This is a genomic window from Paenarthrobacter sp. NPDC057355, from assembly GCF_042667405.1.
Lineage (GTDB): Bacteria > Actinomycetota > Actinomycetes > Actinomycetales > Micrococcaceae > Arthrobacter.
Window position 1 is genome coordinate 72,887 of record NZ_JBHVAL010000013.1, and the last position, 14,666, is coordinate 87,552.

A 14,666-nucleotide genomic window follows, 5' to 3' on the forward strand; every position below is an offset into this window, starting at 1 on the left:
CGTGGGCTTCCGGCAAACATCCGGACGTTCCCAGAGTAGATGCTCAGGCCACTTTGACGCTGATGGTGTGGTAACCCGTTGCGCCGTCCGGGGCAACGGGAGCCTTGTCTTCGGTTTGCGGCTGGCCACTTGCGTCGGTGGCCCGGACTTGGACTTCGTAATCGCCGGGGGTGAGATCGATGCCTATCTGCCACTGGTACCAGGTGTCGGTGGAGATGGCGCTCGCGAGCTGTGCCTTCTGCCACGGCCCACGGTTGACGCGCAATTCAACCCGATCCAGGCCACGATGCTGCGCCCAGGCAACGCCGCCAAACTGAACGTTCCCCGCCTGGACAGTCCGTCCGTTGCGAGGCACGTCGATGCGGGACTGCGTTTTGATGGGTCCATGGTCGCTCCACCCCCGGGTAGTCCAGTACCCGGTGTCGTCGGCAAAGCGGGTCACTTTCAGTTCGGTCAACCACTTTGTGGCGGAAACGAACCCGTAAAGTCCCGGCACGATCATACGGACGGGGAAGCCGTGCTCCAAGGGCAGCGGTTCTCCGTTCATGCCGACCACCAACAGCGCGTCGCGATCGTCGGTCAGCGCTTCAAGGGGTGTGCTGGCGGTCCAGCCGTCGTTGCTGGTGGAGAGCACCATGTCCGCACCGGCCTTGGGCCCCGCCATGGCCAGAAGCTCACGGACCGGCCACCCCAGCCACAGGGCGTTGCCGATGAGGTCGCCACCGACATTGTTCGACACACAGGCGATGGTGATGTGGCGCTCCGTCATGGGTTTGGCCAGGAGCTCGGCGAAATCCAGTTCGACTTCCCGTTCCACCATTCCGGTGACTTTCAGCTTCCACGCCGGCGGGTCGATGGCCGGAACCGTCAGTGCGGTATCGATCCTGTAGAAGTCGGCGTTGGGGGTCACCAACGCACTGATACCCGGCAAGGAAAGCGAGGCGCCTGCCGGGACGGCTTGTGGTGCCGTTGCCGGGGACGGCAGTCTCAGCGAACTGCGGAACCCCGCGGCCACGGCGGTGGCCCGGGTGAATATCGCCGTCACCGTTCCTCCCACCACAGCGGCAAGGGCCGTTCCGGTCATTGCATTGAGGAAACTCCGTCTGGCCAGGGGCGCCTGCCCGCGCTCCTGTCCTGCGGCCGTCATGCTCGTTCCCCGGGGAACCCAGATGTTGAGCCTCCGGATGAGCATCCTCAACAGGACCATGGTGACGGCGACGGCTACGATCGGCGCCAGCGCCGCCTGCGGACTGGTTTGGGCACGGGTCACGACGGCGGTCAGTCCAGCAGCGCCCGCAAGTCCGGCAAGTGCCAGCCCAAGCCCGGGACGTCGTCGTTCAAGGATGCCTGCGAGCGCGGCCAGGAACCCGGCGACCAGCACGATGGAGGTCACCAGGACCACTTTGTCTGCCGTTCCGAAGAGCTGAACGGCAAGATCCTTCACCCCCGGCGGCACGGCGTCGATCACAGCCCCGCCGAGGGCCGTCACCGGGGAAACCAAGGGGCTGAGAAGCCCGGCAGTGAGCTCCCCCGCCGCAATCCCTGCCGCACCGGCAGCGAGCCCGGCAGCAGGGGCCCATAATTGCGGGGTGCCTGTGGGGCGCCCGGTCTTCATTGTGTTGCGTACCGGTGTACTCATGATGTGCCTCCACGGACGTTGTTCGATCCGGTCGTCCCCACCGTCTTCTTCGGTGCGGCGGCTTCCGGAACCGATCCGGCCGGAAGCGTGAGCGCGAAGCGGCAACCGCCGTCGACATTGCCCACGCTCACCTCGCCGCCGTGCGCGGTAACGATGCCCGCCACCATGCTCAGTCCAATACCGGCCCCGCTGTAGCTTCCCTGCAGGGCCTGCGGAGCGCCCCGCGACGGGTCCTTTTGCCACCCCGTTTCGAAGAGGTGCGGAAGGTCCTCCTCGGGGATACCACCGCACTGGTCCTGGACCGCGATGACGGCGTTGCCGTTATCCCGTCCAACGCTGACATGGACTTCGGTGTCCGGGCGGCTGTAGATGATGGCGTTCAAGAGGATGTTACGTACCGCCCTGGCCAGGCTGGGTCCGTCGGCCACCGCCATGCACTCGCGGGCGCCACCGCCGTCGAGCGTTATACCCCGCTTGGCTGCCAAAGGTGCCAGATCGGACAGGGCGTCGCTGACGAGGTCGTACAGATCCAGTGCTTCAGCGCGCAGGCGAAGGCTCCCCGCCTGGATTTTGGACAGTTCAAGGAGGTCGTTGACCATCGCGGTCATCTGCTCGGTCTGCCCGATGATTTTCCGGTAGTAGCCCTGGACGTCCGGAGCCATTCCGTCTTCGAGGGCCTCGGTCATGGCGCGCATGCTGGCAAGCGGTGTCCTCAGGTCATGCGAGATCCAGGACACCAGCTCGCGCCGGGCCTTCTCGATGGCGGCTTCGCGTTCACGGGATTCAGCGAGGCTCCGGCTGCTTGCTTCAAGTTCCTGCGCCAGTTCGGCCAGCTCCGAAGTCATGGCGGGAGCCGTCCTTCCGCCCTCTCCCCGGGAGTGCTCCAGCGTTTCGCCACGACCGATCCTGCGGGCCGCGTCCACAAGCCGTGCCGCGTTCCTCGACACTCCTGCGCCAAGCACGAGGGACAGGGCGACAGCGACCGCCGATGCGGTCGCAAGGATGTACCACATCACCTCGAGGTCCCTGGCAGAAATGAACATCGCGTTGAATGCGCTGACCATACCCGCCACCAGCACGGCCACCGTGGCGACGACCACCAGGCAGATTTGGGCCAATACCGAGGCCCGGCGAAGCACCCGCAACAGGGCCAAGGTGGCGGCGCCGATGAGAACGGCCCAGAAAAGGACCCAGGCCAGGATGGTCCAGAGTTCGCTACCCTCCATGCTCCGCCTCCCGCTTGCTGTCCGGGGACGCGTCGAACCGGTAGCCGACACCCCACACGGTCTTGATGAGTTCCGGTTTGGTGGGATTGACTTCGATTTTCTCGCGCAGCCGGCGGACGTGGACAGTAACGGTCGAGAGGTCCCCGAAGTCCCACCCCCACACGGCCTTGATGAGCTCTTCCCGGCTGAACACCTGGTTGGGCCTGCGCATCAGGAAGGCAAGGAGGTCGAATTCACGGGCTGTCAGCGAGAGGGGCTGCCCTGCCAGCGTCACGGTCCGCGACGCAGGATCAAGTTCCAGTCCGGCGGCTTCAACCGACGGTTCGGGAGCGTAGTCCTTGATGCTTCGCCGCAGCACGGACTTGACGCGCAGCACCAGTTCCCGGGGCGAGAACGGCTTGGTGACGTAGTCGTCGGCGCCCATCTCCAGCCCCAGGATCCGGTCATCTTCGGTTCCCAACGCCGTGACCATGATGACCGGTACGGTCATGGTGTGACGCAGCCTTCGGCACACTTCAACCCCGTCCAGTCCGGGCAGCATACGGTCCAGGATGACGAGGTCCGGCTTGCGCTGGGCCGCGAGGGCCAGGGCGGTGAAGCCATCGCCTGCGGTGTCCACCTGGAACCCCGCCATCACGAGGTAATCGCGGACGACATCGGCAATGGTCTGTTCGTCCTCGACCAGGAGGATACGCCGGTTTCCCGGCTCCGCTGATGATGCCGCATTCGTGGTCACGCTTTCAGCATAGATTTGCCAACGAGGCCCGGCACGCGATTCCAGCAACAGCGGCGCAACCGTAGGAATTCCGTAAGAACTCCTTGGCTGTAACCGGTGTCACTGTTCCCGCCCGGGTGGCGTAGCCTGAATTCATGAGTGTTCAGTTGGGCATGCCAATGCCCCCTTCCATCGGAGCCGTGGGCGGCACGGAAAGCGGTGCGGCAACGCCGCCGCCCCGCCCGGCCGGCACTCCGGCCGGATTGTGGGACCGCCATGGTCGTCGCGCCACTGACATGCGGCTATCCCTGACGGATAAATGCAACCTCCGGTGCACCTACTGCATGCCGGCAGAAGGCCTCGAATGGCTCTCCAAGCAAGCGGTGATGACCCGGGACGAAATCGTCAGGATCGTCCGCATCGGCGTCAACTCGCTGGGTGTCCGGGAACTGCGCCTGACCGGCGGTGAACCGCTGGTGCGCGCCGATCTGACGGAGATCATCTCCGGCATCCGGAGCGAGCATCCGGACCTTCCCATCTCCATGACCACCAACGGCGTGGGGTTGGACAAGAAGGCCGCAGTCCTGAAAGCGGCCGGGCTCACGCGGATCAACGTCTCGCTCGATTCCCTCCACGAGGAAACCTTCACCAAACTCACCCGGCGTCCGTTCCTGGACCGGGTACTGGCCGGCGTCGATGCCGCCTGGGCGGCGGGCCTCGGCCCGGTGAAGCTCAACGCCGTGCTCATGCGTGGCATCAACGACACCGAGTCCCCGGACCTCCTGGCGTGGGCATTGGAACGCGGCTACGAACTGCGATTCATCGAGCAGATGCCCCTGGACGCCGACCACGGCTGGACGCGCCGCAACATGATCACCGCCGCGGAGATCCGGGAGCTCCTTTCCCGCGACTTCGTCCTGTCCCCCGACCCGCGCGAACGCGACGGCGCCCCTGCCGAACGGTTTGAAGTACGACGCCGGGACTCCGGTTCCGCTGAAGCGTCAGGTCCCGCACTTGGAACGGTGGGCATCATCGCCTCGGTCACCGAACCGTTCTGCTCCGACTGCCGGCGCACACGTATAACGGCCGAGGGCAAGATCATGAGCTGCCTTTTCTCCCGGGAGGAGTTCGACCTTCTGGGGCTCCTGCGCAGTGGGGCAACAGATGCCGAACTCGCCGAACGTTGGCAGGACGCCATGTGGATCAAACCCAAGGCCCATGGCATGGACCACACCGGTCTCGGCGCAGCGGACTTCGTGCAGCCGGACCGCAGCATGAGCGCAATCGGAGGCTGAAGAATTTTGTTGGTCCGTTACTTCGCTGCCGCGCGCGCGGCAGCGGGAGTCGAAGAAGAACTCCACGCACTGCCGGAAGGCACCAGCCTGGAAGCGCTCCTGGAAGCCGCCCTCGCCGTCCAACGTCCTGTACCTCCGGAAGGCACGCCAACGCTGGACAGGATCGTGGCGCGCAGCAGCTTCCTGCGTAACGAAGTGGCGGTGCGGGACCACTCTGCGCCGCTCGGAGCCGACGACGTCATTGATGTCCTTCCTCCGTTCGCCGGAGGCTAGCGGCCCGAAGGCACGGCAGTTTTCCTGAAGACGCTCTTCAGCAGCGGGCTGAAGCCTGCATGGCCTTCCAAACGCAAGTCGGCTGTGTGTACCAAGACGCCGTCCTCCACGCGGAAAGTGTGCCTGGCCACGCCGTCGGCCGTGCGTCGCTCCAACGTCAGTATGCCCGCACTCCACGTTCCCCTGACCGGCGCGGCCGGTGGCTTACCCATGCTGTCGACGTAATACCAGAGGGTGTCCCCGTGGTCACGGTCAACCGTGAACATGCCGTGTCCCTCGAAATGGCTCCCGTCGGGCTCGCGGTGCCTGTAACTCTGGACCACCGCATGGCCACCGGCCGTCCCGGTAAATACGACCTCGGCGTCGGCCGTCCGGGCGGTCCCCCACGGCGAGGACGCGATTTCCGTTATGCCCGTCCAATGGCCGAGGAAGTCCCGGAGAATATCGGCGGCACGACCGGGTGCGGACAGGTCCATCATGTCTCCAAAGCCAACGGGGCAGCATCACCATCATGCTGCCCCCTTGAGGCTGGGCGCGTCCAGAGCCGGCGGCAGAAACCGGCCCGCCTCAGAGTCCGAACGTCTCGGATTCTTCGAAGGGTCCCACCACTGTGATGGTTCGCGGAGCCTCGGCCAGTTCACGGGCGAGTTCCTGTACTTCCTCCACCGTGACCGCCTGGATGCGGGCCAGGGTTTCGTCGATGTCCTGGAACTCACCGGAAACCAGCTCTGCCCGGCCAAGCCGCGACATCCGGGAACCCGTGTCCTCGAGGGCCAGGACAATCCCGCCGCTGAGCTGCCCCACGGCCTTCCTGAGTTCCTCTGCCGTAATACCATCCTTGGCGAGTTTGTCCAGCTCCACGCCCAGAAGCTCCAACACCTGACGGACCTTGGAAGGCGTGCAGCCGGCATACATGCCGAAGTATCCGGCATCCGCATAGGCCGCAGTGAAGGAGTACGTCGAGTACACCAGCCCGCGCTTTTCGCGGATCTCCTGGAAGAGCCGCGAGGACATGCCGCCGCCCAGTACCGCGTTGAGGACACTCATGACAAAGCGGCGATCGTCCGTGGCAACCATCGTCGGGCAACCCATGATGATGTTTGCCTGTTCCACGGGACGCTTGACCACGTGAAGTCCCGACGTACCGGTGATCACTGCCCGTTCGGTCCCGCGCCGGTTCACTGGAGCGGCGTCGGGGTCAAGCTGCCAGCCCGCAGCGGTCAAAGCGTCGAGCACCAGCCCGCAGACGACGTCGTGATCCAGTCCGCCAGCGGCCGTGATGACCAGCTCTTCCGGGCGGTAGTAACGCTGGTAGTGTTCCCACACAGAATCGCGTGCGACGGCCTTGATGGCGTCCGGCGTTCCGCCGATGGGGCGCGCCAATGGATGCTCACCCAGCACGGCGGCCACGAACTTCTCATGGGCGACGTCCGTGGGGTCATCACTGTCCATGGCGATTTCCTCGAGGATGACATCGCGTTCCTGCTCAAGCTCGGCGGGGTCCAGAACCGCACCGGTGATCATGTCCGCAATGACATCGATGGCCATGGGGAGATCGGTGTCCAAGACCCGGGCGAAGTAGCAGGTGCTTTCCTTTGCCGTTGCGGCGTTGGACTCGCCGCCCACCTCATCGAAGGCGGACGCTATTTCCAGGGCGGTGCGGCGCTTGGTGCCCTTGAACAAGAGGTGTTCAAGGAAGTGTGTTGATCCGTGCTGGCCTTCTGCCTCGTCGCGTGAACCTACTGCCACCCAGAACCCGATGGTGGCCGAACGCTGGCCCGGCATCGCCTCGGTCAGGACGCGCACGCCGCCGGGAAGGACCGAACGCCGAACGACGGAACCGCCCTCGGCACCATGGATCAATTCGCCGCCGGGAAGGGTCTGCTCCAGCGGCAAGGGTACGACAGTCATCAAGGCCTTTCAGGTTTTCGGGTTAAGGCCGGAAGGGCCGGTGGACCTTTTCAAGTCCACCGGCCCCGCCGGGTGTACTGCTTACAGACTACTCTGCAGAAGCTTCAGCGGTTTCGGCCGGAGCTTCCTCTGCGGTTGCGCCTTCTTCTTCGGCAACAACCGGCGAGAGGGACAGCTTTCCGCGGTCATCGATCTTGGTGATCTCGACCTGGACCTTCTGGCCCACGGAGACGACATCTTCGACGTTGTCCACGCGCTTGCCGTTGGCCAGCTTGCGGAGCTCGGAGATGTGCAGCAGGCCGTCCTTGCCCGGGGTAAGGGAAACGAAGGCGCCGAAGGTGGTGGTCTTGACGACCGTACCCAGGTAGCGCTCACCGATTTCCGGTACCTGCGGGTTGGCGATGGCGTTGATGGCCGAACGCGCAGCGTCTGCGGACGGGCCGTTGGTAGCGCCGATGTAGACGGTGCCGTCATCTTCGATGGAGATGTCCGCGCCGGTGTCTTCCTGGATCTGGTTGATCATCTTGCCCTTGGGGCCGATGACCTCGCCGATCTTGTCCACGGGGATCTTGACGGCGATAACGCGCGGGGCGAACTCGGAGAGCTCGTCCGGGGTGTCGATCGCGGCGTTGATGACCTCGAGGATGTGGAGGCGGGCTTCGCGGGCCTGCTTCAGTGCTGCTGCCAGCACGGATGCGGGGATACCGTCCAGCTTGGTGTCCAGCTGGATGGCCGTGACGAACTCGGACGTACCGGCGACCTTGAAGTCCATGTCGCCGAAAGCGTCTTCGGCGCCGAGGATGTCGGTCAGGGCAGCGTAGCGGGTCTGGCCGTCAACCTGGTCGGAAACCAGGCCCATGGCGATACCGGCAACGGCAGCCTTCAGCGGCACACCTGCGTTGAGCATGGAAAGCGTCGAGGCGCAGACCGAGCCCATGGACGTCGAACCGTTGGAACCGAGGGCTTCGGAAACCTGGCGGATGGCGTAAGGGAACTCTTCGCGGGTGGGCAGAACCGGAACCAAGGCACGCTCTGCGAGGGCACCGTGGCCGATTTCGCGACGCTTCGGGGAACCGACGCGGCCGGTCTCGCCGGTGGAGTACGGCGGGAAGTTGTAGTTGTGCATGTACCGCTTGCGCGTTACCGGCGACAACGAGTCGATCTGCTGCTCCATCTTGAGCATGTTCAGCGTGGTGACACCCATGATCTGGGTCTCGCCGCGTTCGAAGATGGCCGAGCCGTGAACGCGGGGAAGAACCTCGACCTCGGCGGTCAGCTGGCGGATGTCCGTCAGGCCACGGCCGTCGATGCGGATCTGGTCCTTGAGGATGCGCTGGCGCACGACGTGCTTGGTGACCGAGCGGAACGCTGCGGACAGCTCCTTTTCGCGGCCCTCGAACTCGCCGGCGAGTGCGCCGAGGACTTCGTCCTTGAGAGCGTCGGAAGCGTTGTCGCGCTCCTGCTTGTCAGCGATCTGGAACACAGCGGCCAGCTTGTCAGCGGCAGCAGCTTCGACAGCAGCGTAGACGTCGTCCTGGTAGTCCAGGAAGACCGGGAACTCGACCGTGGGCTTGGCAGCGCGGGCTGCCAGGTCCGCCTGTGCTTCACACAGTGCCTTGATGAACGGCTTGGCGGCCTCAAGACCCTCGGAAACAACCTCTTCGGTGGGGGCAGTGGCGCCCTGTTCCTTGATGAGGCTCCAGGAGTTGTCCGTGGCTTCGGCTTCAACCATCATGATGGCGACGTCGTCACCGGCGATGCGGCCGGCGACAACCATGTTGAACACGGCGTTCTCGAGCTGGGAGTGCTTGGGGAAGGCAACCCACTGCGAACCCTGCTCGTCGGCGATGAGGGCAACGCGGACGCCACCGATCGGGCCGGAGAAGGGGAGGCCGGAAAGCTGCGTGGACATCGAGGACGCGTTGATGGCGACGACGTCGTAGAGCTCATCGGGGTTGATCGCCAGAACGGTGACGACGATCTGGACCTCGTTGCGCAGGCCCTTGACGAAGGCCGGGCGCAGCGGGCGGTCCATAAGGCGGCAAGCCAGGATGGCTTCGGTGGACGGGCGGCCTTCGCGGCGGAAGAACGAGCCCGGGATGCGGCCGGCCGCGTACATGCGCTCTTCGACGTCGACCGTCAGCGGGAAGAAGTCGAAACCTTCGCGCGGCTGCTTGCCGGCGGTGGTTGCGGAGAGAAGCGCGGTGTCATCGTCGATGTAAACCATCGAAGCGCCGGCTGCCTGCTTGGCAAGGCGACCGGTTTCGAAGCGAATGACGCGCTTGCCGAACCGGCCGTTGTCGATGATGGCTTCGGAGAACTGGATTTCGGGACCCTCCATGGAGAGTCACCTCCGTTTCTGTTAGCGGAAGTCCACCGCATCAACCCAGGCCTCTTCTTTTTTACTGGCCTGTACTACACCCGGTCATCGATCGAGATCCACGGGCTGCACCTCCTGCGGCACATATCCCGGGAATCACTACCGAGGACCGCGAATGCGCGATGCGGTTGATTCCTGTGTTTAGTTGTTGGTGAAGAAGGCGGCCCGTTCCTCGAAGGACCGGGCCGCCAAAGACAGACTAGCGGCGCAGGCCGAGACGCTCGATGAGCGAACGGTAGCGGGCGATGTCGGTGTCCTTCAGGTAGGAAAGCATGCGCTTGCGACGACCAACCAGTGCGAGGAGACCGCGCTGGGTGTGGAAGTCGTGCTTGTGCTCCTTCATGTGCTCAGTCAGATCCTTGATCCGCTGGGTCAGGACTGCAACCTGGACCTCGGGCGAACCGGTGTCGCCTTCAGAGGTTGCGTATTCCTTGATGATGGACTGCTTTACAGCGGCGTCAAGTGCCACGTGAACTCCTAGAGTTGTGCCGTGCTTCCCGATGCAGCGCCTCGCTGACGGGTTGTCCTTGGGGCGTCTCCACACACAAAAACAGGTCCAGCTGCCACGGACTGCGGCCAGAACCATTTACCAGTTTACCGGCAGGCCGCCAGTGTTGTCGAAAATCCCCTACAGCGGGGCGAGCAGCTCCCGTGCCTGGGCCACGTCGAGGCACATTTGTTCCACCAGCGCTTCCGGCCCACGGTAGGCAACCATCCCCCGCAGGCGCCGGGTGAATTCGACCGCAACTGTCTGGCCGTAGAGGTCGAAGTCTTCAACGTTCTCTTCGGGACGGTCGATCACATGGGCCTCGACCTGGCGGCTGACGCCATCGAAAGTGGGGTTTGAACCCACGGAGATGGCGGCCGGCCACCGCGTACCTGATTCATCGATCAGCCAGCCGGCATAGATGCCGTCGGCCGGGATGTAGCCCGTCGAATCCGGGGAAAGGTTGGCTGTGGGGAATCCGAGATCGCGTCCACGGGCAGCACCATGAACCACTTCGCCCCGCATCCGGTGCGGCCTGCCGAGCACGGCAGCAGCTGTGACCACGTCGCCTTCGGACAAGGCCTCCCTCACCCAAGTGGAAGAACAGCGGCGGTCGGCATCGCCGTCGTGATGAAGCGGGAAGCCGCCTGCGCCGTATTCATGGACCACCTGCACACCAAAGCCCAGATGTTCGCCCAGCTCCTGCATCGTGACAACGTCGCCCACATTCCCAGCACCGAAACGGAGATCGTGGCCCACTACTATGTGGGCGGCATGGAGTCCGTCGAGCAGGATGTCACGCACGAACTCAACAGGCGACATCGCTGCAAGGTCCAATGTGTATTTCATGACCAGGACGGCGTCGACGCCGGTATCAGCCAGTGCGTCCAGCTTGTCCTGGAGGCCCATGATCAGCTCAGGCGCAGCATCCGGCCGGTGGACCTGCGCCGGGTGGGGATCGAACGTCACAGCAACCGAGGGAATGTCGTACCGCTTCGCGGTGTCCGTCAGTTGGGCCAGGACATGCTGGTGGCCCCGATGTACCCCGTCAAAATTGCCGATAGTGACAACGGTGGGTCCGAAGTCCTTGGGGACCTCAGTGGGATCGTTCCAGATGTGGACCATCAACCTCGCCTTTTACTGCAGATGTTCATTCCGTCCGGCAACCTCCCGGCTCCGGAACAATCTAAGGTTACCCGCAAGGGCAGACGGCTCAGGACGGTCGCCGCTTGTTGAGCCACAGAAGCCCGAGGATCGGCAGCAGCAACGGTACGAAGCCATAGCCGCGCCCGAACAGTGACCACACCGTGTCATGCGGGAAAGCGACCGGATCGAAGAGGCTGATCGCGCCAACCACCAGCACACCCACCAGTTCAGTGAGCACCGCAGCCAGCGAGACCTTGAACCAGGTGCGGCCCGGCTTCGCCAGCGAAACGGTCGCCACAATGTAGACGACGGCGGCAAATGCCGAAAGGATGTGCGCCAGCGGAGCCTCGGCGAACTTGGTGGCAATCTGGTAGCCGGCGCGCGCCGTCGCCGACAGGGCGAACACTGCATACACCGCAATCAGCAGACGTCCGGGGCCTGTGTTCGGCGTATCTTTTTGCTTCGGCTGTTGGCCGGCGGAGTTGGTCTCGGTTCCAGTCACTTCGTGTTCTTCCTTCAAGGTCAGTACCAGATCTGGTTCATGCGGGCACCCATCACAAGGACCGTCACACCCACCGCCGCCAGGACGAAGTTGCTCCAGCGGGTGCGCTCAAGAATTGCCCAGTACACCGCACCCAGCGGGATGATCAGCGCGGTCAGCATATAGCCCCAGAATTCCCATGGCTCACCGGCGATCTGCTCGCCCAAGGCAACGCGGACGATCGATCCCACCAGATACACCAGCAGCACCACTTCGACCGCCAGCACGGAGTAGATCGTGGGATCGTTGGGCGCCTTCTTCATCAAACCGGCGACGATGCACAGGATGGTCGAAACCAGCCCGACGATCAGGAGTGCGTAAAAATACCCGTCCATGCCTACTCCGCCTGGCCCGTTCCGGAGGCGGCGCCGGTTCCGGCGCCCGTTCCGGTTCCGGAGCCTGTCCCGGGCGCAAAGACCAGCACCGGCTTGGCGAAGGTGCCTGAGTCTGCCAACAGTGCCACCAACTCCCCCGACGGCGCGAACGCTGCGGCAGGTTTGTCGGCCGTGGCCGCATCAGGAGTGCCTGCCCCGGGACCAGCGGCAATGCGGCGGCCGAAGGAGATCTCCGTTGTTTCTTCCTCGCTCAGCTCACGGTTTGGCATGAGGGCGCGTGCGGCCAAGGACATGTCAAGGACTTCGAGCTCTTCTGCCAGTTCCTCCAAGGTTCTGGCCTGATCGATGGAATACGGGCCGACCTGGGTGCGTCGGAGGGCGGTGAGGTGGCCACCTACGCCCAGTGCGTAGCCGAGGTCGCGGGCCAAAGCCCGGATGTACGTTCCCGAGGAGCATTCGACGGTGACGTCGACGTCAACCACCCTGCCGCCGTCGGGCCTGTTGACCGCGTGGATATCGAAACGGTGGATAGTGACCGGCCGGGCAGCGAGTTTGACCTCTTCCCCCGAGCGGACACGGGCGTAGGAACGCTCGCCGTTGACTTTGATGGCACTGACACTGCTGGGGACCTGCTGGATGGGACCGGTCAGCGCGGCGACACCGGCAGCAATGGCTTTATCGGTGACGGCGGCTGCGCTGCGGGTTTCTGTGACCTCGCCTTCGGCGTCGTCGGTGATGGTGGTCTCGCCCAGCCTGATGGTGGCGGTGTAGGTCTTGGATGTGCCCACGATGTAGGTCAGCAGCCGTGTTGCCTTGTTAATGCCGATCACCAGCACCCCGGTGGCCATGGGATCAAGGGTCCCTGCATGCCCCACTTTCCGGGTGCCGGCCAGCCGCCGCATCCGTCCAACCACGTCGTGGCTGGTCCATCCCTGCGGTTTGTCAACGATTACCAGTCCAGAAAGCACGCTTACCAGTATATGGGTGGCTAGGATGGCTCCCATGCCTGAGCTTGCCGCGCACGTCCGCGACGTCCCCGTGAACCAGATCCGCGAAATCACAGAAGCCGCCTGGGCCACCCCCGGGGCGATCGTCCTGAGCATCGGAGAGCCAGGGTTCGCACTGCCCCGCCACATCCTGGATGCCGGGATCGCGTGCCTGGACCGGGACGAGACCAACTACACGCCCAACGCGGGCATTCCGGCCCTTCGTGAAGCCTTTGCCGCGCGGTTCCGGGAACAGCAAGGCGTGGACATCGGCGCCGACCGGGTCTACGTTGTGGACGGCGCGCAACAAGGCCTGCATTTCGCCATGAGCCTGCTCCTGTCCCCCGGTGACGAAATCCTCATCCCCAACCCCGGGTACCCCACGTTCGCCATGACAACCCGGCTGCTGCACGCAGTTCCCGTGCAGTATCCGCTGTACCCGCACAACGACTTCCAGCCGCACATCGAGGACATCGAAGCCCTCATCACGCCCCGGACCAAGGTGTTGATGCTGAACTCGCCGTCCAATCCGCTCGGCGCGGTCTTCAGCGAGGAGACCACCCGGCAGCTGGTTGCCCTTGCCGTCAAGCACGATCTGTGGATCATTTCCGACGAGTGCTATGAAGCCTTTACCTTCGACGTCCCACACGTCAGCCCGGTCCGTTTTGACAGTGCCATACCCGGCGAGTCCAGGGTGTTCGCTTCCCTGACGCTTTCCAAAACGTACGGCCTGACCGGTCTGCGTATCGGTGCGCTGGTCTGCCCGCCGGGGTTGGAGCAGAAGATGAACAATGTCATGGAATCGATCGTCTCGTGTGTAGCGTCGCCGTCGCAGTACGCGGCCTTGGCGGCGCTGACCGGGCCGCAGGAGTATATTTCCACCGCCCGCGAGCACTATCGGAGCAACCGCGACGCAGCCTCGGCCGTGCTGGCGGAGAAGAACATCCCCTACCTGGGTGCGCAGGGAGCCTTCTACCTGTGGGCCGACGTTTCGCACGTGAGCGACGGCGACGTCCGCACCTGGGTGCGCAAGTTCCTTGCGGACCCAGGCGTGTCGTTTGCGCCCGGAACGGCCTTCGGGTCGATCGGTGAGGGCTGGATCCGGATTGCGTTGTGCGGCGGCCAGGAGGACCTGCTCGACGGCGTCAGCCGCCTTCCAGCCCGGCCAGGCTCCGGCGCGTCCTGAGAGGGACAGCCCTAGTAGGCAGTGCGTCGGACGTGGTTCCGCCATGCTTCGAAGGGCTGGTCCGCAGCCGGGAGCTCGAAGTGTTCCACGGGCAGAAGCGCGGGCCTGGAACCGTTGAAGTATTCGTAGAACAGGGCATCGTCAAAGCCCGCCCGTGCCGCACCGTTTCTGTCAGCCGCGAAGTAGACGTGCCCGATCCTGGCCCACAGCGTCGCCGAGAGGCACAGCGGGCACGGTTCGCAGCTGGTGTAGAGCACCGAACCCGAGAGATCGAACTTCCTGATGGCAGCGGCGGCCCGGCGGATTGCCACTACCTCGGCGTGGGCTGTGGGATCGTGGTCCCTGGTTACCCGGTTGACCCCCTCATGGGCGGTTCCGTCCGGAGTGACCACAATGGCGCCGAATGGTCCGCCGCCGTCGGAAACGTTCTGGACGGCCAGCTCTATGGCCCGGTTCAGGTATTCATCACGCTGGTGAGCACTGTGCGCCGACATGCTCCGATCCTAACGAGTTTTTGTACAGCTAATGCCCCTAAAACTCAGTCTT

At 64.2% G+C, this 14,666-nt stretch carries 15 protein-coding genes; 3 read left to right on the forward strand and 12 right to left on the reverse strand.

Annotated features, from left to right (window positions below; all coding sequences use genetic code 11):
- Positions 1–43 precede the first annotated feature (43 nt).
- The 3 genes from ACFUOZ_RS14665 to ACFUOZ_RS14675 are packed head-to-tail and all read right to left on the reverse strand — an operon-like array spanning position 44 to position 3,601.
- Entirely contained in the window at positions 44–1,639 is a 1,596-nt protein-coding gene (locus tag ACFUOZ_RS14665; RefSeq protein WP_377549379.1) for a molybdopterin-dependent oxidoreductase, read from the reverse strand.
- Positions 1,636–2,865 (reverse strand): sensor histidine kinase, encoded by a 1,230-nt coding sequence (locus ACFUOZ_RS14670; protein WP_377549381.1) that lies wholly within the window; start codon positions 2,863–2,865, stop codon positions 1,636–1,638. The genes ACFUOZ_RS14665 and ACFUOZ_RS14670 overlap by 4 nt, the downstream gene beginning before the upstream one ends.
- Positions 2,855–3,601: a response regulator transcription factor gene (locus ACFUOZ_RS14675; protein WP_377549383.1), complete on the reverse strand. Its 747-nt coding sequence runs from the start codon at positions 3,599–3,601 to the stop codon at positions 2,855–2,857. Before ACFUOZ_RS14675 ends, ACFUOZ_RS14670 begins: the two co-directional genes overlap by 11 nt.
- Positions 3,602–3,735: 134 nt before the next feature.
- Between ACFUOZ_RS14675 and moaA the strand changes: the two genes are divergently transcribed.
- Both moaA and ACFUOZ_RS14685 read left to right on the forward strand, forming a co-directional pair.
- Positions 3,736–4,875, forward strand: a complete 1,140-nt coding sequence (gene moaA, locus ACFUOZ_RS14680) for a GTP 3',8-cyclase MoaA (RefSeq protein ID WP_377549385.1) — start codon at positions 3,736–3,738, stop codon at positions 4,873–4,875.
- A gap of 6 nt (positions 4,876–4,881) precedes the next feature.
- Positions 4,882–5,148: a MoaD/ThiS family protein gene (locus ACFUOZ_RS14685; RefSeq protein ID WP_377549386.1), complete on the forward strand. Its 267-nt coding sequence runs from the start codon at positions 4,882–4,884 to the stop codon at positions 5,146–5,148.
- Here the strand turns inward: ACFUOZ_RS14685 and ACFUOZ_RS14690 are convergent.
- The 8 genes from ACFUOZ_RS14690 to truB form a co-directional block, all read right to left on the reverse strand.
- Positions 5,145–5,624, reverse strand: a complete 480-nt coding sequence (locus ACFUOZ_RS14690; protein WP_377549471.1) for a DUF1579 family protein — start codon at positions 5,622–5,624, stop codon at positions 5,145–5,147. The two genes, ACFUOZ_RS14685 and ACFUOZ_RS14690, sit on opposite strands and share 4 nt — an antisense overlap.
- Positions 5,625–5,715: 91 nt before the next feature.
- Positions 5,716–7,059: a M16 family metallopeptidase gene (locus ACFUOZ_RS14695; RefSeq protein ID WP_377549388.1), complete on the reverse strand. Its 1,344-nt coding sequence runs from the start codon at positions 7,057–7,059 to the stop codon at positions 5,716–5,718.
- A gap of 88 nt (positions 7,060–7,147) precedes the next feature.
- Positions 7,148–9,400 carry a polyribonucleotide nucleotidyltransferase gene (locus ACFUOZ_RS14700; RefSeq protein WP_377549390.1) on the reverse strand — a complete coding sequence of 751 codons (2,253 nt, stop codon included), beginning with the start codon at positions 9,398–9,400 and terminating at the stop codon, positions 7,148–7,150.
- A gap of 238 nt (positions 9,401–9,638) precedes the next feature.
- Positions 9,639–9,908 (reverse strand): 30S ribosomal protein S15, encoded by a 270-nt coding sequence (rpsO, locus tag ACFUOZ_RS14705; protein WP_144663024.1) that lies wholly within the window; start codon positions 9,906–9,908, stop codon positions 9,639–9,641.
- 159 nt (positions 9,909–10,067) lie between these two features.
- Positions 10,068–11,051 carry a bifunctional riboflavin kinase/FAD synthetase gene (locus ACFUOZ_RS14710; protein ID WP_377549392.1) on the reverse strand — a complete coding sequence of 328 codons (984 nt, stop codon included), beginning with the start codon at positions 11,049–11,051 and terminating at the stop codon, positions 10,068–10,070.
- Positions 11,052–11,139: 88 nt separating this feature from the next.
- On the reverse strand, positions 11,140–11,574 hold the full coding sequence (locus tag ACFUOZ_RS14715) for a hypothetical protein (protein ID WP_377549394.1): 435 nt from the start codon (positions 11,572–11,574) through the stop codon (positions 11,140–11,142).
- Between the two features lie 20 nt (positions 11,575–11,594).
- A complete protein-coding gene (locus ACFUOZ_RS14720; RefSeq protein WP_262278037.1) occupies positions 11,595–11,948 on the reverse strand; it encodes a hypothetical protein in 354 nt (117 codons plus the stop codon).
- 2 nt (positions 11,949–11,950) lie between these two features.
- On the reverse strand, positions 11,951–12,916 hold the full coding sequence (gene truB, locus ACFUOZ_RS14725; protein ID WP_377549396.1) for a tRNA pseudouridine(55) synthase TruB: 966 nt from the start codon (positions 12,914–12,916) through the stop codon (positions 11,951–11,953).
- Between the two features lie 34 nt (positions 12,917–12,950).
- Here truB and ACFUOZ_RS14730 point away from each other — a divergent pair, with 34 nt between their 5' ends.
- Positions 12,951–14,120, forward strand: a complete 1,170-nt coding sequence (locus ACFUOZ_RS14730; protein ID WP_377549398.1) for a pyridoxal phosphate-dependent aminotransferase — start codon at positions 12,951–12,953, stop codon at positions 14,118–14,120.
- A gap of 11 nt (positions 14,121–14,131) precedes the next feature.
- Here ACFUOZ_RS14730 and ACFUOZ_RS14735 read toward each other — a convergent pair whose 3' ends face one another.
- Positions 14,132–14,614 (reverse strand): nucleoside deaminase, encoded by a 483-nt coding sequence (locus tag ACFUOZ_RS14735; RefSeq protein ID WP_377549400.1) that lies wholly within the window; start codon positions 14,612–14,614, stop codon positions 14,132–14,134.
- Between the last annotated feature and the right edge of the window lie 52 nt (positions 14,615–14,666).